Below are 14,906 nucleotides of genomic sequence, written 5' to 3'. Positions count from 1 at the left end.
GCTCATTGCAAACGCGTCGATGCCGGTTCTTCGTGCGCGCGGCCGCGACGACGCGGCGCTCGATCGCGGTCAGTGGTCGCAGCAGCCAGGATGGCGGCCTCGACCTCCGGGTCGAGGCCGACGGCGGGGCGGTCCGCCCGCTGTGGCGGCGGCGCGCCGCCGATCGAGCGCAGCCAGGCCCAGGTGTCCGCGACCGTCTCCTCCACCGGACGAGGGCGCAGGCCCGCAGCCGACGCTCGCGAGACGTCGGCGGTGTGCAGGCCGAAGCTCTCGTACTCGTGCCCCGGCGGGATCCACACCGGCAGGTCGGTCCACGGCTCCACACCTGCGGCCAGGACCACCGGCGGGTCGACCCAGCGCAGCGTGGCCGCCCTGCCGGTGACCGCTACCACCGAGGACAGCAGCGACCCCATCGTCGCGTGGCCCGGCCGGCTGACCGCGTTGAACACGCCGCCCGTCCCGGCCTCGGCGCACGACACCAGCCAGGCGGCGAGGTCGCGGGCGTCGATGTACTGGATCGGCAGGTCGGCCGGCCCGGGCGATCAGCGCGGCGTCGCCGAACGCGCCCACCGCGGCCAGCTCGCCGCCGGCCTTCTGCTCGCCGTAGTCCCCGTCCTCCGCGGAGGGTGATGACCTAAGCACCGCCGCGGACTCGTCGGCGCCCGGCGCGACCGGAGGCCGGTACACCGACCGGCTGGACACGTACGCGTACGTCCCCACCCGCCCGGCCAGCAACCCGGCGCTGTCGCGGACCGCCCGCGGCACGCCCGACCAGGTGTCGACGACGGCGTCCCACTCACGCGCACCGCCCAGCACGGCGGACAGCGACGACGGGGACAGCCGGTCGCCGCGCAACGACTCGACGCCGTCAGCGGCCGGCCCGCGCAGGCCGCGGTTGAACGTCGTCACGTCCCAGCCGCGCGCCAGCGCCTCGTCGACGACCGCGCGCCCGGCGAACCCGGACCCGCCCAGCACCAGCAGCCGCATCCAGGTCTCCTCAGCCCGACAGCGTCGCGTACGCCACCACGCCACGCCGCAGCGCACCCGCCGCCAGCCGCGCGGTCTCGCGCAGCGGCGTGCCGGACGCGGCGTCGGCGACCTGGTCGAGCAGGTCCAGCAGTTGCCGGACGGCCCGGACGAAGTCGCCGGCGGCCAGCTCGGCGTCGCGCAGGACGGAGTCCAACGGGTGCCCGCTGGCCCAGCGCCAGGCGGCGTGGGTGAAGCCGAGGTCGGGCTCGCGCAGGAAGTCCAGCCGGTGGGTGGACTCGACGTGGTCGAGGTCGCCCCACAGCCGCACCATCTCGGCCAGCACCTCGCGGACCGGACCTGGCGGCAGCCGCGGCGGCACGGCGTCGTCGGGCTGCCGCGACTCGTAGGTCAGGGCGGCGACGGCGGCGGCCAGCTCGGCCGGGTCCAGGCCGGCCCACACGTCGCGGCGGATGCACTCGGCCGCCAGCAGGTCCAGCTCGCCGTAGAGCCGGGCCAGCCGCCTGCCGGACGGCGTGACGTCGTCGCCGGACAGGTAGTCGAGGTCCTCCAGCACCCGGCAGACGCGGTCGAACTGCCGCGCGACGGTGTTGGTGCGCGACTCGACCCGCCGCTGCAGCTGGTCGGCCTCGCGCCGCAGCCGCAGCCAGCGCTCGGCCCAGCGGGCGTGCTCGTCGCGGTCCGGGCAGCGGTGGCACGGGTGGTCGCGCAGCTCGCGGCGCAGGCGGGCCAGTTCCTCGTCGTCGGCCGCGGCGGACCGGCCGCGCCGCCGCCCGTTGTACTGCCGGCCTGGCTCATCGGGCGCCTTGGCCCGCAGCGACGCCGCGAGGTCGCGCCGCGCCGCTGGGACCCGCGGGTTGAACGAGCGCGGGATGCGCAGCTTAGCCAGCGGCTCGACCGCGCTCGGGAAGTCGATCAGCGACAGCCGGCGCACCTGCCGGCCCTCGGTCAGCACCGTCGGGCGCGGCCCGTCGCCGCCGTGCGGCCCGCCAGTGTGCGGCCGGCCGCCGGGCATGCCGGGGTCGAGCACGACGGCCAGCCCGGCGAACTTGCCGGTCGGCACCCGGATGACGTCGCCCGGACGGAGCTTCTCCAGCGCCGCCGCCGACGCCGCCCGGCGCTGCGCGGTGCCCTCGCGGGCCAGCTGAGTCTCGCGGTCCTTGATCGACTGGCGCAGCCGGGCGTACTCCTCGAAGTCGCCCTTGTCGCAGGTCATCGCCTCGTGGTAGCCGTCGAGCGCCTCCTCGGCGCGGCGCACCTGGCGGGCCAGGCCGACGACGGCGCGGTCGGCCTGGAACTGGGCGAACGACGATTCCAGGATCTCCCGCGACGGGCCGCGGCCGACCCGTCCGACCAGGTTGACGGCCATGTTGTAGGACGGCCGGAAGGACGAGCGCAGCGGGAACGTCCGCGTCGACGCCAGGCCGGCGACGCCTGTGGGGTCGAACCCGGGCTGCCACAGCACGACGGCGTGCCCCTCGATGTCGATGCCGCGCCGCCCGGCCCGCCCGGTGAGCTGGGTGTACTCCCCCGGCGTGACGTCGGCGTGGGTCTCGCCGTTCCACTTGACCAGCCGCTCCAGCACGACGGTGCGGGCCGGCATGTTGATGCCCAGCGCCAGCGTCTCGGTGGCGAAGACGACCCGGATCAGCCCGCGGACGAACAGCTCCTCGACGACCTCCTTGAACGTCGGCAGCATGCCCGCGTGGTGGGCCGCGATGCCGCGCTCCAGGCCCTCGGACCACTCGTGGTAGCCGAGCACGTGCAGGTCGCCCTCGGGGATGCCGGAGGTGCGTTCCTCGATCAGCTCGCGGATCTCCTGCCGCTCGTCCGGCGACGTCAGCCGCACGCCGGAGCTCAGGCACTGCTGCACGGCCGCCTCGCAGCCGGCCCGGCTGAACACGAACACGATGGCCGGCAGCAGCCCGGCGGCGTCGAGCTTCTCCAGCACCTCGACCCGGCCCGGCGTGTACGTGCCGCGGGGACGGCGTGGCGGTCGCCCGCCGCGGCCCGCACGTCCGCCGGGCCGGGAGCTGCGGAGGTCGTCGCGCCCGGCCCGGACCAGTTCGGGGCTGACCACCCGGCGGCCCTCGCCGTCGGCCTCGCCCTGCCCGAACAGGTCGTACAGCCGCGACCCGACCATGACGTGCTGCCACAGCGGCACCGGCCGCTTCTCCTCGACGACGACGTCGGTGTCGCCGCGGACGGTGGTGAGCCAGTCGCCGAACTCCTCGGCGTTGGAGACGGTGGCCGACAGCGAGATGACGCTCACCGACTCGGGGAGGTTGATGATCACTTCCTCCCAGACGGCGCCGCGGAACCGGTCGGCGAGGTAGTGCACCTCGTCCATGACGACGTAGCTCAGCCCGTGCAGCGTCGTGGAGCCGGCGTAGAGCATGTTCCGCAGCACTTCGGTGGTCATGACGACCACGGGCGCCTCACCGTTCACGGTGTTGTCACCGGTGAGAAGGCCGACCTTGTCCTCGCCGTAGCGCTCGACGAGGTCGTGGTACTTCTGGTTCGACAGCGCCTTGATCGGCGTCGTGTAGAAGCACTTGCGGCCCTCCTCGAGGGCCAGGTGCACGGCGAACTCGCCGACGAGCGTCTTGCCGGCACCCGTCGGCGCCGCCACCAGCACGCCGCGGCCGGCCTCGACGCTGCGGCAGGCGCGCAACTGGAAGTCGTCGAGCTGGAACCCGTACCCGGCCTGGAAGGCCTGGAGCTGCGGGGACGGATCGCGTTGCCGCTGGTGTGCTGCCGCGTACCGTTCCGCCGGCGAACTCATGGGGCTACGGTAACCCGGCCACCGGGGCGTACACCTGCTGGGCTCGCGGTACGACGTCGAACGTGCGCGGCAGCGGGCCGAGCCGCTCGCCGTCGACGTAGGCGGTGATGCCGGGCGCGTCGAGCTTGACCCGGGCGGCCCGGTGCACCGTGACGAACGGATACACGGTGTGGGTGCCGTGCTTGACCCGGCGGAACGCCCGGACCAGCGTCGCCCGGCTGACCGGCGCCACCACGACGACGTCGAACACGCCGTCGTCGAGCTCGGCGCCGGGCGTGATGCGCAGCCCGCCGCCGTAGGACGGGATGTTGCCGACGGCGATCAGCATCGCCTCGAGGTCGAGCACCTCGCCGTCGAGCTCCAGGTGGTACGGGATCGGCGTGAAGACGCCCAGCTCGGCGAAGGTGGCGAGGTCGTAGCGGCGCGGCCCCTTCGGCCACCGCATACGGTTGACGCGGTCGTTCACCTTGGCGTCGAACCCGGCGGCGACGACACCGGCGAACCACTGGCCGTCGGTGCGGCCGAGGTCGACCTCGCGCAGGTGACCGGCGGCGACGACGTCAGCGGCGGCGTCGGCGTCGCGCAGCGGCAGGCCGAGCGCGCGGGCGAAGTCGTTGCCGGTGCCGGCCGGGATCACGCCGAACGGCGTGCCGGAGCCGGCGACGGCCTGCAGGCCCAGGTGGACCATGCCGTCGCCGCCGACCACGACGAGCGCACGGACGCCTTCCTCGACGCTCTCGCGGGCGAGGTCGGCCGCCTCACGGACGTCGCGGCCGGCCAGCTGACGCAGCGTCAGGCCCGCCTCGGCCAGCCGGTGGGCCGCACGCCGGCCGGCCCGGGCGCCACGCCCACGGCCGGCCGACGGGTTGATCAGGAGGGCGACCTCATCGCCGGCGGTCGTCATCGTCGTCGTCGACGCGGCCGAGGTCGTCGAGCATCTCGTCAGGGGTGGCCTCGTCGTCGGCCAGCCCGCTGCCGGCGACGCGGTCGCGACGCTTGTCCATGAAGCGGCAGACCAGCACCGCGACCTCGAACAGCAGCCACATCGGGACGGACAGCACCATCAGCGAGAGCGGGTCGCCGGTCGGGGTGGCGACCGCGCCGAAAGCGAAGATACCGACGATGACCCAGCGCCGCGCAGCCCCGAGCGTCTCGTGCCGCAGCACGCCGACGGCGTTGAGCAGCACGACGAACACGGGCAGCAGGAAGCCGATGCCGAAGACCAGCACCAGCCGGATGGTGAAGGACAGGTAGCTGCGGAAGTCGACGATGTTCGTGAACTCCATCGGCGTGAAGCTCAGCAGGAACTCCATCGCCCGGGGCATCAGCCAGATCGCGAGAACCACGCCCAGGCCGAACATCGGGACCGCCGCGCCGATGACCGCCAGCGCCCACTTCTTCTCGTTGCGGTACAGCGCGGGGGTGACGAACGCCCACAGCTGGTAGATCCACACCGGCGCGCCGAGCACCAGGCCGGTCAGCATCGCGATCTGCAGCGGGACCACCAGCGGGTCCATCATCTCGCGCAGGTTGAGGTTGGCTTCCTGCCCGCTCGCCCCCGCCGCGTCCATGAACGGGTCGACCAGGGCGTCGATGATGGGGTCGCGGAAGACGAACCCGAGGATGCCGAACGCCACCACCGCGATCGAGGCCTTGACCACGCGATTGCGCAGTTCGCGCAGGTGCTCGGTGAGGGTCATGCGGCCCTCGGGGTCGCGCTCCGGCTTGGAGCCCTTACCCCGACTGCCGATCACAGTCGCCACGTCGGTCTACTGCGTGTTCGTCAGGCGTCGCGGCGCTGGTCGCTCGCCGGATCGGCCGGCTGCTGCGGAGCGGCCGGCTGCTGCGGCGTCGCCTGCGGCTCGACCGCGCGGGGAGCCGGCTGCTGCGCCTGCGGGGCGCCCTCGCCGGTGAGGTCGTCGCGCTTGTCGTCCTTGTTGATCAGGCCCTCGGTCTCGGTCTTGAAGATCTTCAGCGACCGGCCCAGCCCTCGCGCGGCATCAGGCAGTCGCTTGGCCCCGAACAGCAGGAACACGATGGCCAAGACGATGACGAGTTGCCAGGTGCCGATGCTACCCATGGTCGACCTCTTCCTGACGGGGACGTCCCGTCGATGGTACCCCCCGTACCGGGCGGGCCTGGCATGCCGTTTCGCGTGCCGGAGACTACTTCAACCTCGAACCCACGGTTTCGTCAAGGTCGTCTTGCAGAGCGTTCATCTCCCGGCCCAGGCCCCCGAGCTTGCGCAGGAGCACCCACGCCGCCCGCACGACGAGCACGATCGCCAGCACCAGCGCGAGGGCCAGTGCGACGAACAGCCAGACGGCAAGTGCGGACATCAACGACATCCGATGTGTCGGGCCATGCACGTCATGCTAACTCGCTCCATTCGGCTCCAGGCCTGGACCAACGACTCGTGGGAGCCTCCGGCCCCCAGTCGCCGCCGGTGTGCACGGCCCTCCACGGGGTTTGACACTACCCCTCGTACGCGGCCAGCGCGTCGCGGGCCGCCGCGGTGACCTCGGCAGACAGCTCGGCCGGCGCGACCACCCGGCCGGTGCTGCCCAGCCGCAGCGCGAGCCGTCGCACCCAGGAGCGGTCGCGGGCGCGCAACCGCAGCAGCAGGGCGCTTCCGGGCAGCTCCTCGGCGGACTCGTACGGGTAGTAGTCGGCCACCCACCGGCCGGCCGGAGTCAGCTCGAATGTCACCAACTCGTCATCGGGAGACGGCTGGAACAGGCCGCCGTCGAGGTCGCGGGGACGTGCCTCGCTGGGCACCTGGGCCGGGACGTCGAGCTCCTTGACGTCGAGCACGCGGTCGAGCCGGAACAGCCGCACCGACTCGGCGCGGTGGCACCAGCCCTCCAGGTAGAGCCGGCCGTCGACCACGACCAGCCGCATGGGGTCGACGTCGCGCTCGGTGGCCTCGTCGCGGGCGGGCACCCAGTAGGACAGGTGCAGGCGGTTCTTGTCGTCCAGCGCGCCCCGGATGGTTGCCGCGACGTCGGCGACTGCGTCGCCGTCGACCTGCACCTGCACGGCGGCGGCCTGCTGGGCGGCCTCGCCGGCGGCGTTCTCGAGCTTCGTGATGGCCCGCTCGACGGCGCCGCGCTCGAACGTCCCCGGCACCGATGCCAGCGTGCGCAGCGCGACGATCAGCGCGACCGCCTCGTCGGTGCGCAGCCGCAACGGCCGGGCGAGGTAGTCGGCGTTGGAGACGCTGATGATGCCCTCGCCCTCGACCGCCTCCATGTCGACCTCGATGTAGTCGCCCATCTGCAGGCCGGGAAGGCCGGAGAACCACAGCACCTGAAGGTCGCGGATGATCTGCCGCTCGGTGACCCCGAACAGCGCCGCCACCTCGGAGACCTTCGTGCTGGGGTGCGAACGCAGATACGGCAGCATCGACAGCAGCCGAGTGACCTGCGCCTGAGCGCTGTCGGCGCGGCGAGCGGGCGGCGCGGTCTTCGCGGCCGCCCGCTTCCGGGCGGTCTTCTTCGCCGCGCTCTTCTTCGCCACGGCCTTCTTCGCCGGAGGGGTCACGCCGGCACCGCCAGGATGGCGCGCAGCCGCTCGACGACGGCGTCGCGCAGCTCCACCGGCTCCTGGGCGACGACGTCGGCGCCGTGGCTGACCAGCTCTTCGGCCAGCGCCTGGTTGCTCGTGTAGGGCACCGTCACCTCGTCCCATCCGCTCATCGCGTCCGTCGCTACGAACGTAGCGCGCCGGCGCAGGCCGTGCCCGCTGCCGTGCCGGACCCGGATGAGCGCGTGCAGGACGGGCGAACGCTCCGGCGGCGCGAGGCTGGCGGCCGCCTCGCGGACCGTCTCGGGGGCCGGGACCTCGTAGCCGCCGGCGGCGCCGTCGGGCCGGACGTCGCCGACGACGCGCGACATGCGGAACATCCGGGCCGCCTCGCGATCGGTGTCGAGGCCGACGACGTACCAGCGGCCGTGCCAGGACAGCACGCTCCACGGCTGCAGGTGCCGCAGCAGCGGCTCGGACGTGGAGCTCTTGCGGTGCTCGAAGGCGACCGGGCGGCGGTCGCGGACGGCCTCCCAGAGCGGCCAGAACGCCGGCTCCTCTCCCCCGACCCGCGGCTCGACGGCGCCCAGCGACCCGGTGTCGGCCTCGACGCCGACCGCCTGCAGCTTGAGGACGGCGTTGCTGGACGCCTCGGACAGGTAGGTGTGCTGCCAGACCCGGGCGGCCAGCCCGACGACGGCGGCCTCGTCGGACTCGAGGCGGATCTCGGGCAGCTCGAACTCGTGCCGCAGGATGCGGTAGCCGGGCTCCTCGTCGCCGAGCGGGTCGAAACCGCCGGTCTCGATGGGGATGCCGACCTCGCGCAGCTCCTCCTTGTCGCGCTCGAACATGCGCTCGAAGGCATCGTCGCTCTGGTCGCCGTATCCGCCGACCACCTCGCGGATCCGGCTCTTCGGCACGTACCCGCGCGCGACGAGCAAACAGATGACGAGGTTCATCAGCCGCTCGCTCTTGGCCGCCTGCGACACGCCTACCCCCAATCCCTTGCCAGCGCGAGACTAGCCAATAGCTAGTCTCAACGCGTGATTCGCTGGCGAAACGGTGTTGTGAAAACAGTAGACGCCTCCTGGCCCGGCGCCACGCAGTTGCGTGTCGAGGTCGACGGCGAGCAGGTGCGCGCCCTGGCGTACGACCACCTGGTCGGGCGGCCACGTCCGGGCGAGATCGTCGTGCTCAACACCACGGCGCTGGCCATGGGCCTGGGCACCGGCGGATACGCGCTGGTCGTGGCGGTGCCGAACCAGCTGCCGCCGGACCCCCCGGCCGGCCCCGGGCACCTGGTCAAGGCCCGCTACACGCCGCTGCAGGCCACCGTCCTGGGCGTCGACGAGCAGGACTCCGAGTGGCACGAGCTGTTGCGCGAGGCCGACGACCTCGAGGGGTTGCCGGTCGTGACGGCCGACCTGCACTCGGCGCTGCCGGCGATCCTGGCCGGGCTGACGACCGCGGCGTCGTTCCCGGGCGAGGTGCGGGTGGCGTACGTCATGACCGACGGCGGCGCGCTGCCGCTGTGGTTCAGCAAGACCGCGGCGGCACTGCGCGAAGCCGGCTGGCTGGCCGGGACGATCACCGCCGGGCAGGCGTTCGGCGGCGACCTGGAGGCTGTGACGCTGCACACCGCCCTGCTGGCCGCCAAGCACGTCCTGGAGGCCGACGTCGCTGTCGTGACGCAGGGGCCGGGCAACCTCGGCACCGGCACCCGCTGGGGGTTCTCCGGCGTCGCGTGCGGCGAGGCGGTCAACGCGGCGGTGGTCCTGGGCGGGCGGCCGATCGGGTCGCTGCGGGTCAGCTCGGCCGACCCGCGGGCCCGGCACCACGGCGTGTCGCACCACAGCCTGACGGCGTACGGCCGGGTCGCGCTGGCGCCGGCCGACATCGTCGTCCCGGACCTGCCCGGCGAGTTCGGCGAGAAGGTCCGCACCCAGGCGGCCCGCCTGGGCAACCGGCACAACGTCGTGTCCGTGCCTGTCGACGGGCTGGAGGACGCGCTGGCCGCGGCCCCCGTCTCGCTGTCGACGATGGGCCGCGGCCTGGCCGACGACACCGCCTACTTCGTGGCCGCGGCCGCCGCCGGGCGGCACGCCGGCGCCCTGCTCAAGCACGACGGCTGAGCCGCCGCCTCCGACCGGAGACGACGGCTCAGCCGTGGGGTGGAGCTACGGCGTCGGCGTACCCTCCGATGCCGACGGGGTCTCCACCGGCCCCAACGAGGGCTCGGCCGGATCGGGGGTGGCGGCGTCGACCACCCGTGGGTCGTCGGCCGGCACCGTGCCGACGGTGGCTGCGACGTCCAGCGGATCCAGCCCTTCTGCGACGGTGAGCGACGCGATCACCCCGGGCTCCGGCGACCACACCACGCGGTCCGTGCCGCGCAGCACGGCCGGTCGGCCGTCGTTGTCGACGATCCGGTCGCCGACCAGTGCCCAGCCGTAGATGCCGCCCGACGCCATCTGAACGCTGAGCGACCCCTGCGGGCCCGCGACGTCCCAGCCATAGTGGGTCGACCGCGCGGGCGCGGACTCGCCGACATACTCGATCCCGGCCTGCTCCGGCCAGCCGCCCAGGTCGACCACGCCGTCCTGCAAGGTGGCCACGGCCGCCAGGTCCTCCAGCTCCGCCCGGGTGAAGCCGTTCGCCTGGACCCGCAGCTGCTGCCCGTCCGGCAGCAGCCAGGCGAGGTCGATGCCGCCCGCTTCCCCGTCCTCCGGCCCGGGCACCAGCGTGCCCGGCGCGGTCCCGGCCGCGGCGTCGGCGGGCCCCGGGCCGAACACGACCGCCAGCCGCTCGATGACGCCGTCGTCGTCCACGCCGGCCAGACTCAGCTCGCCGTTGCCGCCGCACGGGCCGGTCTCCATCCGCGGCCAGGCTTCGTCGACGTCCAGCTGCCCGTCGTCCGGCCACAGCAGCCGGACCGTGTCCGGCAGCTCCGCCACGGTGATCTGGTGGCCATAGGCGGGCAGATCCTCGCAGTCCTCGCCGACCCCGGTCGGCAGGCCCGACGCCACCGGCGGCGCGGCGGGCTGGGGCGCCGTACTCTCGCCGCCAGAGCCGCCGCCGAGCAGTGGCACCACGCCGGAGACCACGGCCGCCGCCGTCAGGACCGAGGCCGCTCCCACCTGGACACGGTGTCTGCGCAGCCGCCGGCGACCGCCGTCGCGGGCGCGGCGGACCACATCGGCCCCCGGGTCCACCGACACCGTCGCTGCCGTCAGGGCCGCGCGCAGGGCGTTCTCGTCGTGGGTCATGACCTCTCCTCGGAAGGGACTCGGGTGTCGTCGATGGCCGGCAGCGCCGTTCGCAGCCGGGCCAGCGCGCGCGACGTCTGGCTCTTCACGGTGCCGACGGAGCAGCCCATGGCTGCCGCTGTGTCGGCCTCCGAGAGGTCGGCGAAGAACCGCAGCACCACCACCGCCCGCTGCCGCGCCGGCAGCGTCCGCAGCGCGGACACCACGACGGCGCGCTCGTTCAGCGCCTCGGTGGCGTCGGCGCGGTGGTCCGGCGGGTCGTGTTCCGCGCCCAGGGCGGCCTCCACAGGCCGCCGCGACCGCGTCCGCCAGCGGTTCATCGCCTGCCGGGTCAGCGCCCGGTGCGCGTACGCCGCCGGGTCGACGACCCGTGGCCAGGCCACGTAGAGCCGCTCGTACACGTCCTGGACCAGGTCCTCGGCGAGGCCCCGATCCCCTGTCAGCAGGTAGGCAGAGCGGAGCATCCGCCCGGACCACCTGGCTACGAACTCGTCGAACCCGTCGTTGCGCACACCCCTCCTGACACCACGGCCGCCGGGAAGGTTGCCCGGAACGCGCGAACTCCCGCCACCCATGGCCGGGTGACGGGAGTCCACAGAGGCACTGCCGCTACTTGACGTCCAGCAGGTCGATCACGAAGACCAGCGTCTTGCCCGACAGCCGGTGGCCGCCGCCGGCCGGGCCATAGGCCTGGTCGGGCGGGACGACCAGCTGGCGGCGGCCGCCCACGCGCATGCCGGGGATGCCGTCCTGCCAGCCCTTGATCAGGCCCTGCAGCGGGAACTCGATCGGCGCGCCGCGGTTCCACGAGGCGTCGAACTCTTCGCCGGTCTCGAACTCCACGCCCGCGTAGTGGACGAGGACGGTCGCGCCCGGGGCGGCCTCGGCGCCGTCGCCGACGGTGAGGTCGCTGATCTGGAGGTCCGCCGGAGCCTCGCCGCCGACGAAGTCGATCTCGGGTCGTTCCATCAGTAGCTCCCGATGACGTCGATGACCAGCACCAGCGGCAGGCCCTCGGTGCCGTCGGGGTTGGCGTTGTCGACCGCGGAGATGCGGCTGACGACGCGGCTGCCCACGCTGGCGCCGGTGAGCGCCTCGGCCAGGCCGGGGATGCCGGCCAGCTGCTCGGCGGCCAGCGTCAGCGGCGCCTGGCCCTCGTCCCAGGTGGTGATGACGTCGGCGCCGTCGGGGTAGGACGCCTGCACCATGTTGACCACGAGGTTCGGGCCCAGCTCCTCACCGTCACCGGTGACGACCAGCGTGGAGTCGGACGCCTCCGGCGGCGTCGCGGCCGCGAAGTCGAGCGTCGGCGCCGCGCCCTCCTCGCCGTCGGTGACGACAGGGAGGCCCGCGGGGAGGTCGGCGACGGGCTCACCGGACGCGGACGCGGTGGGGTCGACGGAGTCGACGATCTCGACCACGAAGACCAGCGTGTCGTTCTGCAGGTCGTGGCCCTCCTGGGTGCCGTAGCCCTGGTCGGGCGGGATCGACAGCAGGACGCGCGAGCCGACGCGCTGGCCGGCGAGCCCGTCCTTCCAGCCCGGGATGACCTGGTTCAGCGAGAAGCTCGCCGCGCTGCCGCGGTCGTAGGAGTTGTCGAAGACGTACGGCTCGGCCTCGCCGGAGTCGGCCGACGGGTCGGCGCTGGCGGTGTCCTCGGTGGTGACGCCGCCGACGTCGCCCTCAGCCGGGGGCGTCGTCTCAGCGGGAGCGTCGGCCGGCGGCTCGGTGGCCGCGGGGTCCTCGGCCGGCGGCTCGGTGGCGGCCGGGTCCTCGGGCGGGAGCTCCGAGGCCGGTGGCCGCGGCACCCACGTCTGGCCGAGATAGTTGGCGACCACGACGTCGTTCTCGCCGACCTCGGCGCCGTCGCCCTCGTCGAGGACCTCGATCTGCAGGTCCTCCGGCGGGTCCTCGTCGGGGATGGTGAGGGTCGGCTTCTCGCCCGGCGCGCCGGAGACCTCGACGCCCAGGTCAGTCGAGGCGGTGTCGCCGTCGCCGCCGTCGTCGTCGCTCCCGCAAGCGGAGAGCGCGAGGGCGGTTGACACGATCAGAGCGGCCAGTGCCTGTCGTCTGCGCACGGTGAACTAGTCCTTCATCTCTTCGCGGGCTGTCTGGAGTTCCGTCCAAAACGGCAACCCTAAGCGCTGCACCTGAGAACTACCTGAACGGGCTGCGGCTGGCAGCTTACGCTCACATGCCCTCGATGAGGCGGGCCACCCGTTCGTCGACGGAGCGGAACGGGTCCTTGCACAACACCGTACGTTGCGCCTGGTCGTTCAGCTTCAGGTGCACCCAGTCGACGGTGAAGTCGCGGCGCCGCTCCTGGGCCCGCTTGATGAACTCGCCGCGAAGCTTGGCGCGGGTCGTCTGCGGCGGCACCGACTTGGCCTCGAAGATCTCGACGTCGCGGGCCACCCGCTGCACCTGGCCGCGCTTCTCCAGCAGGTAGTACAGGCCGCGGCCGCGGTGGATGTCGTGGTAGGCGAGGTCGAGCTGCGCGACCCGGGGGTGCGTCAGTGTCATGTTGTGCTTGGCGCGGTAGCGCTCGATCAGGCGGTACTTCGTCACCCAGTCGATCTCGCCCTCGACCAGCGAGAGGTCGGCGGAGTCGATGGCCTTGATGGTGCGCTCCCACAGTTCGAGCACCCGCTGAATGGCCGGCGTGGCCAGCTCGCGGCGCTCGACGAAGTCGCGGGCCTTGGTGAAGTACTCCTCCTGGATCTCCAGCGCGGACGCCTCGCGGCCGCCGGCCAGCCGGACCTTGCGCCGGCCGGTGAGGTCGTGGCTGATCTCGCGGATGGCCCGGATCGGGTTCTCCAGCGTCATGTCGCGCAGGCCGACACCGGCCTCGATCATGCGCAGCACGAGGTCGGTGGCGCCGACCTTGAGCAGTGTCGTGCACTCGTTCATGTTGGAGTCGCCGACGATGACGTGCAGGCGGCGGTACCGCTCGGCGTCGGCGTGCGGCTCGTCACGGGTGTTGATGATCGGCCGGCTGCGGGTGGTGGCGCTGGAGACGCCCTCCCAGATGTGCTCGGCCCGCTGGCTGACGGCGAACACGGCGCCCCGCGGCGTCTGCAGCACCTTGCCGGCGCCGCAGATCATCTGCCGGGTGACCAGGAACGGGATGAGGATGTCGGCCAGCCGGGAGAACTCGCCGTGCCGTCCGACCAGGTAGTTCTCGTGGCAGCCGTAGGAGTTGCCGGCGGAGTCGGTGTTGTTCTTGAACAGGTAGACGTCACCGGCGATGCCCTCTTCGGCCAGCCGTTTCTCGGCGTCGACCAGCAGGCCCTCGAGGACCCGCTCGCCGGCCTTGTCGTGGGTGACGAGGTCGGTGATGCTGTCGCACTCGGGCGTCGCGTACTCGGGGTGGCTGCCGACGTCGAGGTACAGCCGCGCGCCGTTGGACAGGAAGACGTTGCTGCTGCGACCCCACGTGACGACCCGGCGGAACAGGTAGCGGGCGACCTCGTCGGGTGACAGCCGCCGCTGCCCGCGGAACGTGCACGTGACGCCGTACTCGTTCTCGAGACCGAAGATGCGGCGATCCATGGTTCGAGCCTAGTCGCCCGAGCCCTCGGAATCGCCCTGCGCGGAGGTCTCGGAACCGCCACGGTCGAGCAACGAGTCCAGGACCGGCCCAGTGAGCCGGCGGAACGTGCGCCGCGGCCGCTCGCGGTCGAGCACGGCGACCTCGAGCGACGACGGCGCCAGCGACCGCGGCTCGTCGGTGTCGCGGCCCAGCGCGTCGACGGCCAGCCGCAGCGAGCCCTCGAGCGACGCACCCGCGGTGAAGTGCTCGCTGACGTAGCGGCCGACCTGCTCGGCGGCGCCGCCCATGACGGAGTAGCCGCTGTCGGCGGCGACCGAGCCGTCGTAGGTGATGCGGTAGATCTGGTCGGTCTCGAGGGTGTGCCCGACCTCGGCCACCACCAGCTCGACCTCGTACGGCTTCGGGTCCTGGGTGAAAATCGTCCCCAGCGTCTGCGCGTACACGTTGGCCAGCGCCCGCCCGGACACGTCGACGCGGTCGTAGGAGTAGCCGCGCAGGTCGGCCAGCCGCACCCCGGCCTGGCGGAGGTTCTCGAACTCGTTGTACTTGCCGACCGCGGCGAACGCGATGCGGTCGTAGATCTCACTGATCTTGTGCAGCGACGGCGACGGGCTCTCGGCGGCGAACAGGATGCCGCCCGCGTACTGGATCACGATGACCGACCGGCCGCGGGCGATGCCCTTGCGGGCGTAGTCGGCCCGGTCCTTCATGATCTGCTCGGGCGAGACGTATCCGAACTGCATCGACACCGACGATTCCTCTCCTGCGTTGCTGGGGTGCTGGGGTGACC

General features: G+C 72.9%; 14 protein-coding genes and 1 pseudogene. 1 reads left to right on the top strand and 14 read right to left on the bottom strand.

Annotated features, from left to right (window positions below):
* Window positions 1-2: 2 nt before the first annotated feature.
* The 8 genes and pseudogenes from BLV05_RS38690 to BLV05_RS20970 form a co-directional block, all read right to left on the bottom strand.
* Window positions 3-987: pseudogene (locus BLV05_RS38690) on the bottom strand (NAD-dependent epimerase/dehydratase family protein).
* Window positions 988-997: 10 nt separating this feature from the next.
* On the bottom strand, window positions 998-3,772 hold the full coding sequence (locus BLV05_RS21000; RefSeq protein ID WP_046768435.1) for a DEAD/DEAH box helicase: 2,775 nt from the start codon (window positions 3,770-3,772) through the stop codon (window positions 998-1,000).
* Between the two features lie 4 nt (window positions 3,773-3,776).
* A complete protein-coding gene (locus BLV05_RS20995) occupies window positions 3,777-4,676 on the bottom strand; it encodes a diacylglycerol kinase (RefSeq protein ID WP_046768436.1) in 900 nt (299 codons plus the stop codon).
* On the bottom strand, window positions 4,657-5,526 hold the full coding sequence (gene tatC / locus BLV05_RS20990) for a twin-arginine translocase subunit TatC (protein WP_082155181.1): 870 nt from the start codon (window positions 5,524-5,526) through the stop codon (window positions 4,657-4,659). Before tatC ends, BLV05_RS20995 begins: the two co-directional genes overlap by 20 nt.
* Before the next feature lie 29 nt (window positions 5,527-5,555).
* The gene (tatA, locus tag BLV05_RS20985; RefSeq protein WP_046768437.1) at window positions 5,556-5,852 is read right to left on the bottom strand and encodes a Sec-independent protein translocase subunit TatA; all 297 of its coding nucleotides are present in this window, start codon (window positions 5,850-5,852) and stop codon (window positions 5,556-5,558) included.
* Between the two features lie 85 nt (window positions 5,853-5,937).
* Window positions 5,938-6,111 (bottom strand): hypothetical protein, encoded by a 174-nt coding sequence (locus tag BLV05_RS20980; protein WP_157524279.1) that lies wholly within the window; start codon window positions 6,109-6,111, stop codon window positions 5,938-5,940.
* Between the two features lie 136 nt (window positions 6,112-6,247).
* Window positions 6,248-7,315: a helix-turn-helix transcriptional regulator gene (locus BLV05_RS20975; protein WP_197683234.1), complete on the bottom strand. Its 1,068-nt coding sequence runs from the start codon at window positions 7,313-7,315 to the stop codon at window positions 6,248-6,250.
* Window positions 7,312-8,286 (bottom strand): helix-turn-helix transcriptional regulator, encoded by a 975-nt coding sequence (locus tag BLV05_RS20970; RefSeq protein ID WP_197683233.1) that lies wholly within the window; start codon window positions 8,284-8,286, stop codon window positions 7,312-7,314. The genes BLV05_RS20975 and BLV05_RS20970 overlap by 4 nt, the downstream gene beginning before the upstream one ends.
* Window positions 8,287-8,340: 54 nt before the next feature.
* Between BLV05_RS20970 and BLV05_RS20965 the strand changes: the two genes are divergently transcribed.
* Window positions 8,341-9,429: a DUF3866 family protein gene (locus BLV05_RS20965; protein WP_082155182.1), complete on the top strand. Its 1,089-nt coding sequence runs from the start codon at window positions 8,341-8,343 to the stop codon at window positions 9,427-9,429.
* A gap of 45 nt (window positions 9,430-9,474) precedes the next feature.
* Here the strand turns inward: BLV05_RS20965 and BLV05_RS20960 are convergent, their stop codons facing one another.
* The 6 genes from BLV05_RS20960 to prcA all read right to left on the bottom strand — a co-directional run bounded on the left by BLV05_RS20960 (window position 9,475) and on the right by prcA (window position 14,859).
* Window positions 9,475-10,563 carry a hypothetical protein gene (locus tag BLV05_RS20960; RefSeq protein WP_046768440.1) on the bottom strand — a complete coding sequence of 363 codons (1,089 nt, stop codon included), beginning with the start codon at window positions 10,561-10,563 and terminating at the stop codon, window positions 9,475-9,477.
* Window positions 10,560-11,075: a SigE family RNA polymerase sigma factor gene (locus BLV05_RS20950; RefSeq protein ID WP_197683231.1), complete on the bottom strand. Its 516-nt coding sequence runs from the start codon at window positions 11,073-11,075 to the stop codon at window positions 10,560-10,562. Before BLV05_RS20950 ends, BLV05_RS20960 begins: the two co-directional genes overlap by 4 nt.
* Window positions 11,076-11,172: 97 nt before the next feature.
* Entirely contained in the window at window positions 11,173-11,532 is a 360-nt protein-coding gene (locus BLV05_RS20945) for an FKBP-type peptidyl-prolyl cis-trans isomerase (RefSeq protein WP_046768441.1), read from the bottom strand.
* Window positions 11,532-12,641, bottom strand: a complete 1,110-nt coding sequence (locus BLV05_RS20940) for an FKBP-type peptidyl-prolyl cis-trans isomerase (RefSeq protein ID WP_152690712.1) — start codon at window positions 12,639-12,641, stop codon at window positions 11,532-11,534. Before BLV05_RS20940 ends, BLV05_RS20945 begins: the two co-directional genes overlap by 1 nt.
* 112 nt (window positions 12,642-12,753) lie before the next feature.
* Window positions 12,754-14,115: a Pup--protein ligase gene (gene pafA / locus BLV05_RS20935; RefSeq protein ID WP_046768442.1), complete on the bottom strand. Its 1,362-nt coding sequence runs from the start codon at window positions 14,113-14,115 to the stop codon at window positions 12,754-12,756.
* 9 nt (window positions 14,116-14,124) lie between these two features.
* Window positions 14,125-14,859, bottom strand: a complete 735-nt coding sequence (prcA, locus tag BLV05_RS20930; RefSeq protein WP_231948866.1) for a proteasome subunit alpha — start codon at window positions 14,857-14,859, stop codon at window positions 14,125-14,127.
* Between the last annotated feature and the right edge of the window lie 47 nt (window positions 14,860-14,906).

It is taken from the genome of Jiangella alkaliphila, assembly GCF_900105925.1.
Lineage (GTDB): Bacteria > Actinomycetota > Actinomycetes > Jiangellales > Jiangellaceae > Jiangella > Jiangella alkaliphila.
Note: the sequence above shows the minus strand (reverse complement) of the source record. Positions and strands in the feature narration are given on the sequence as shown.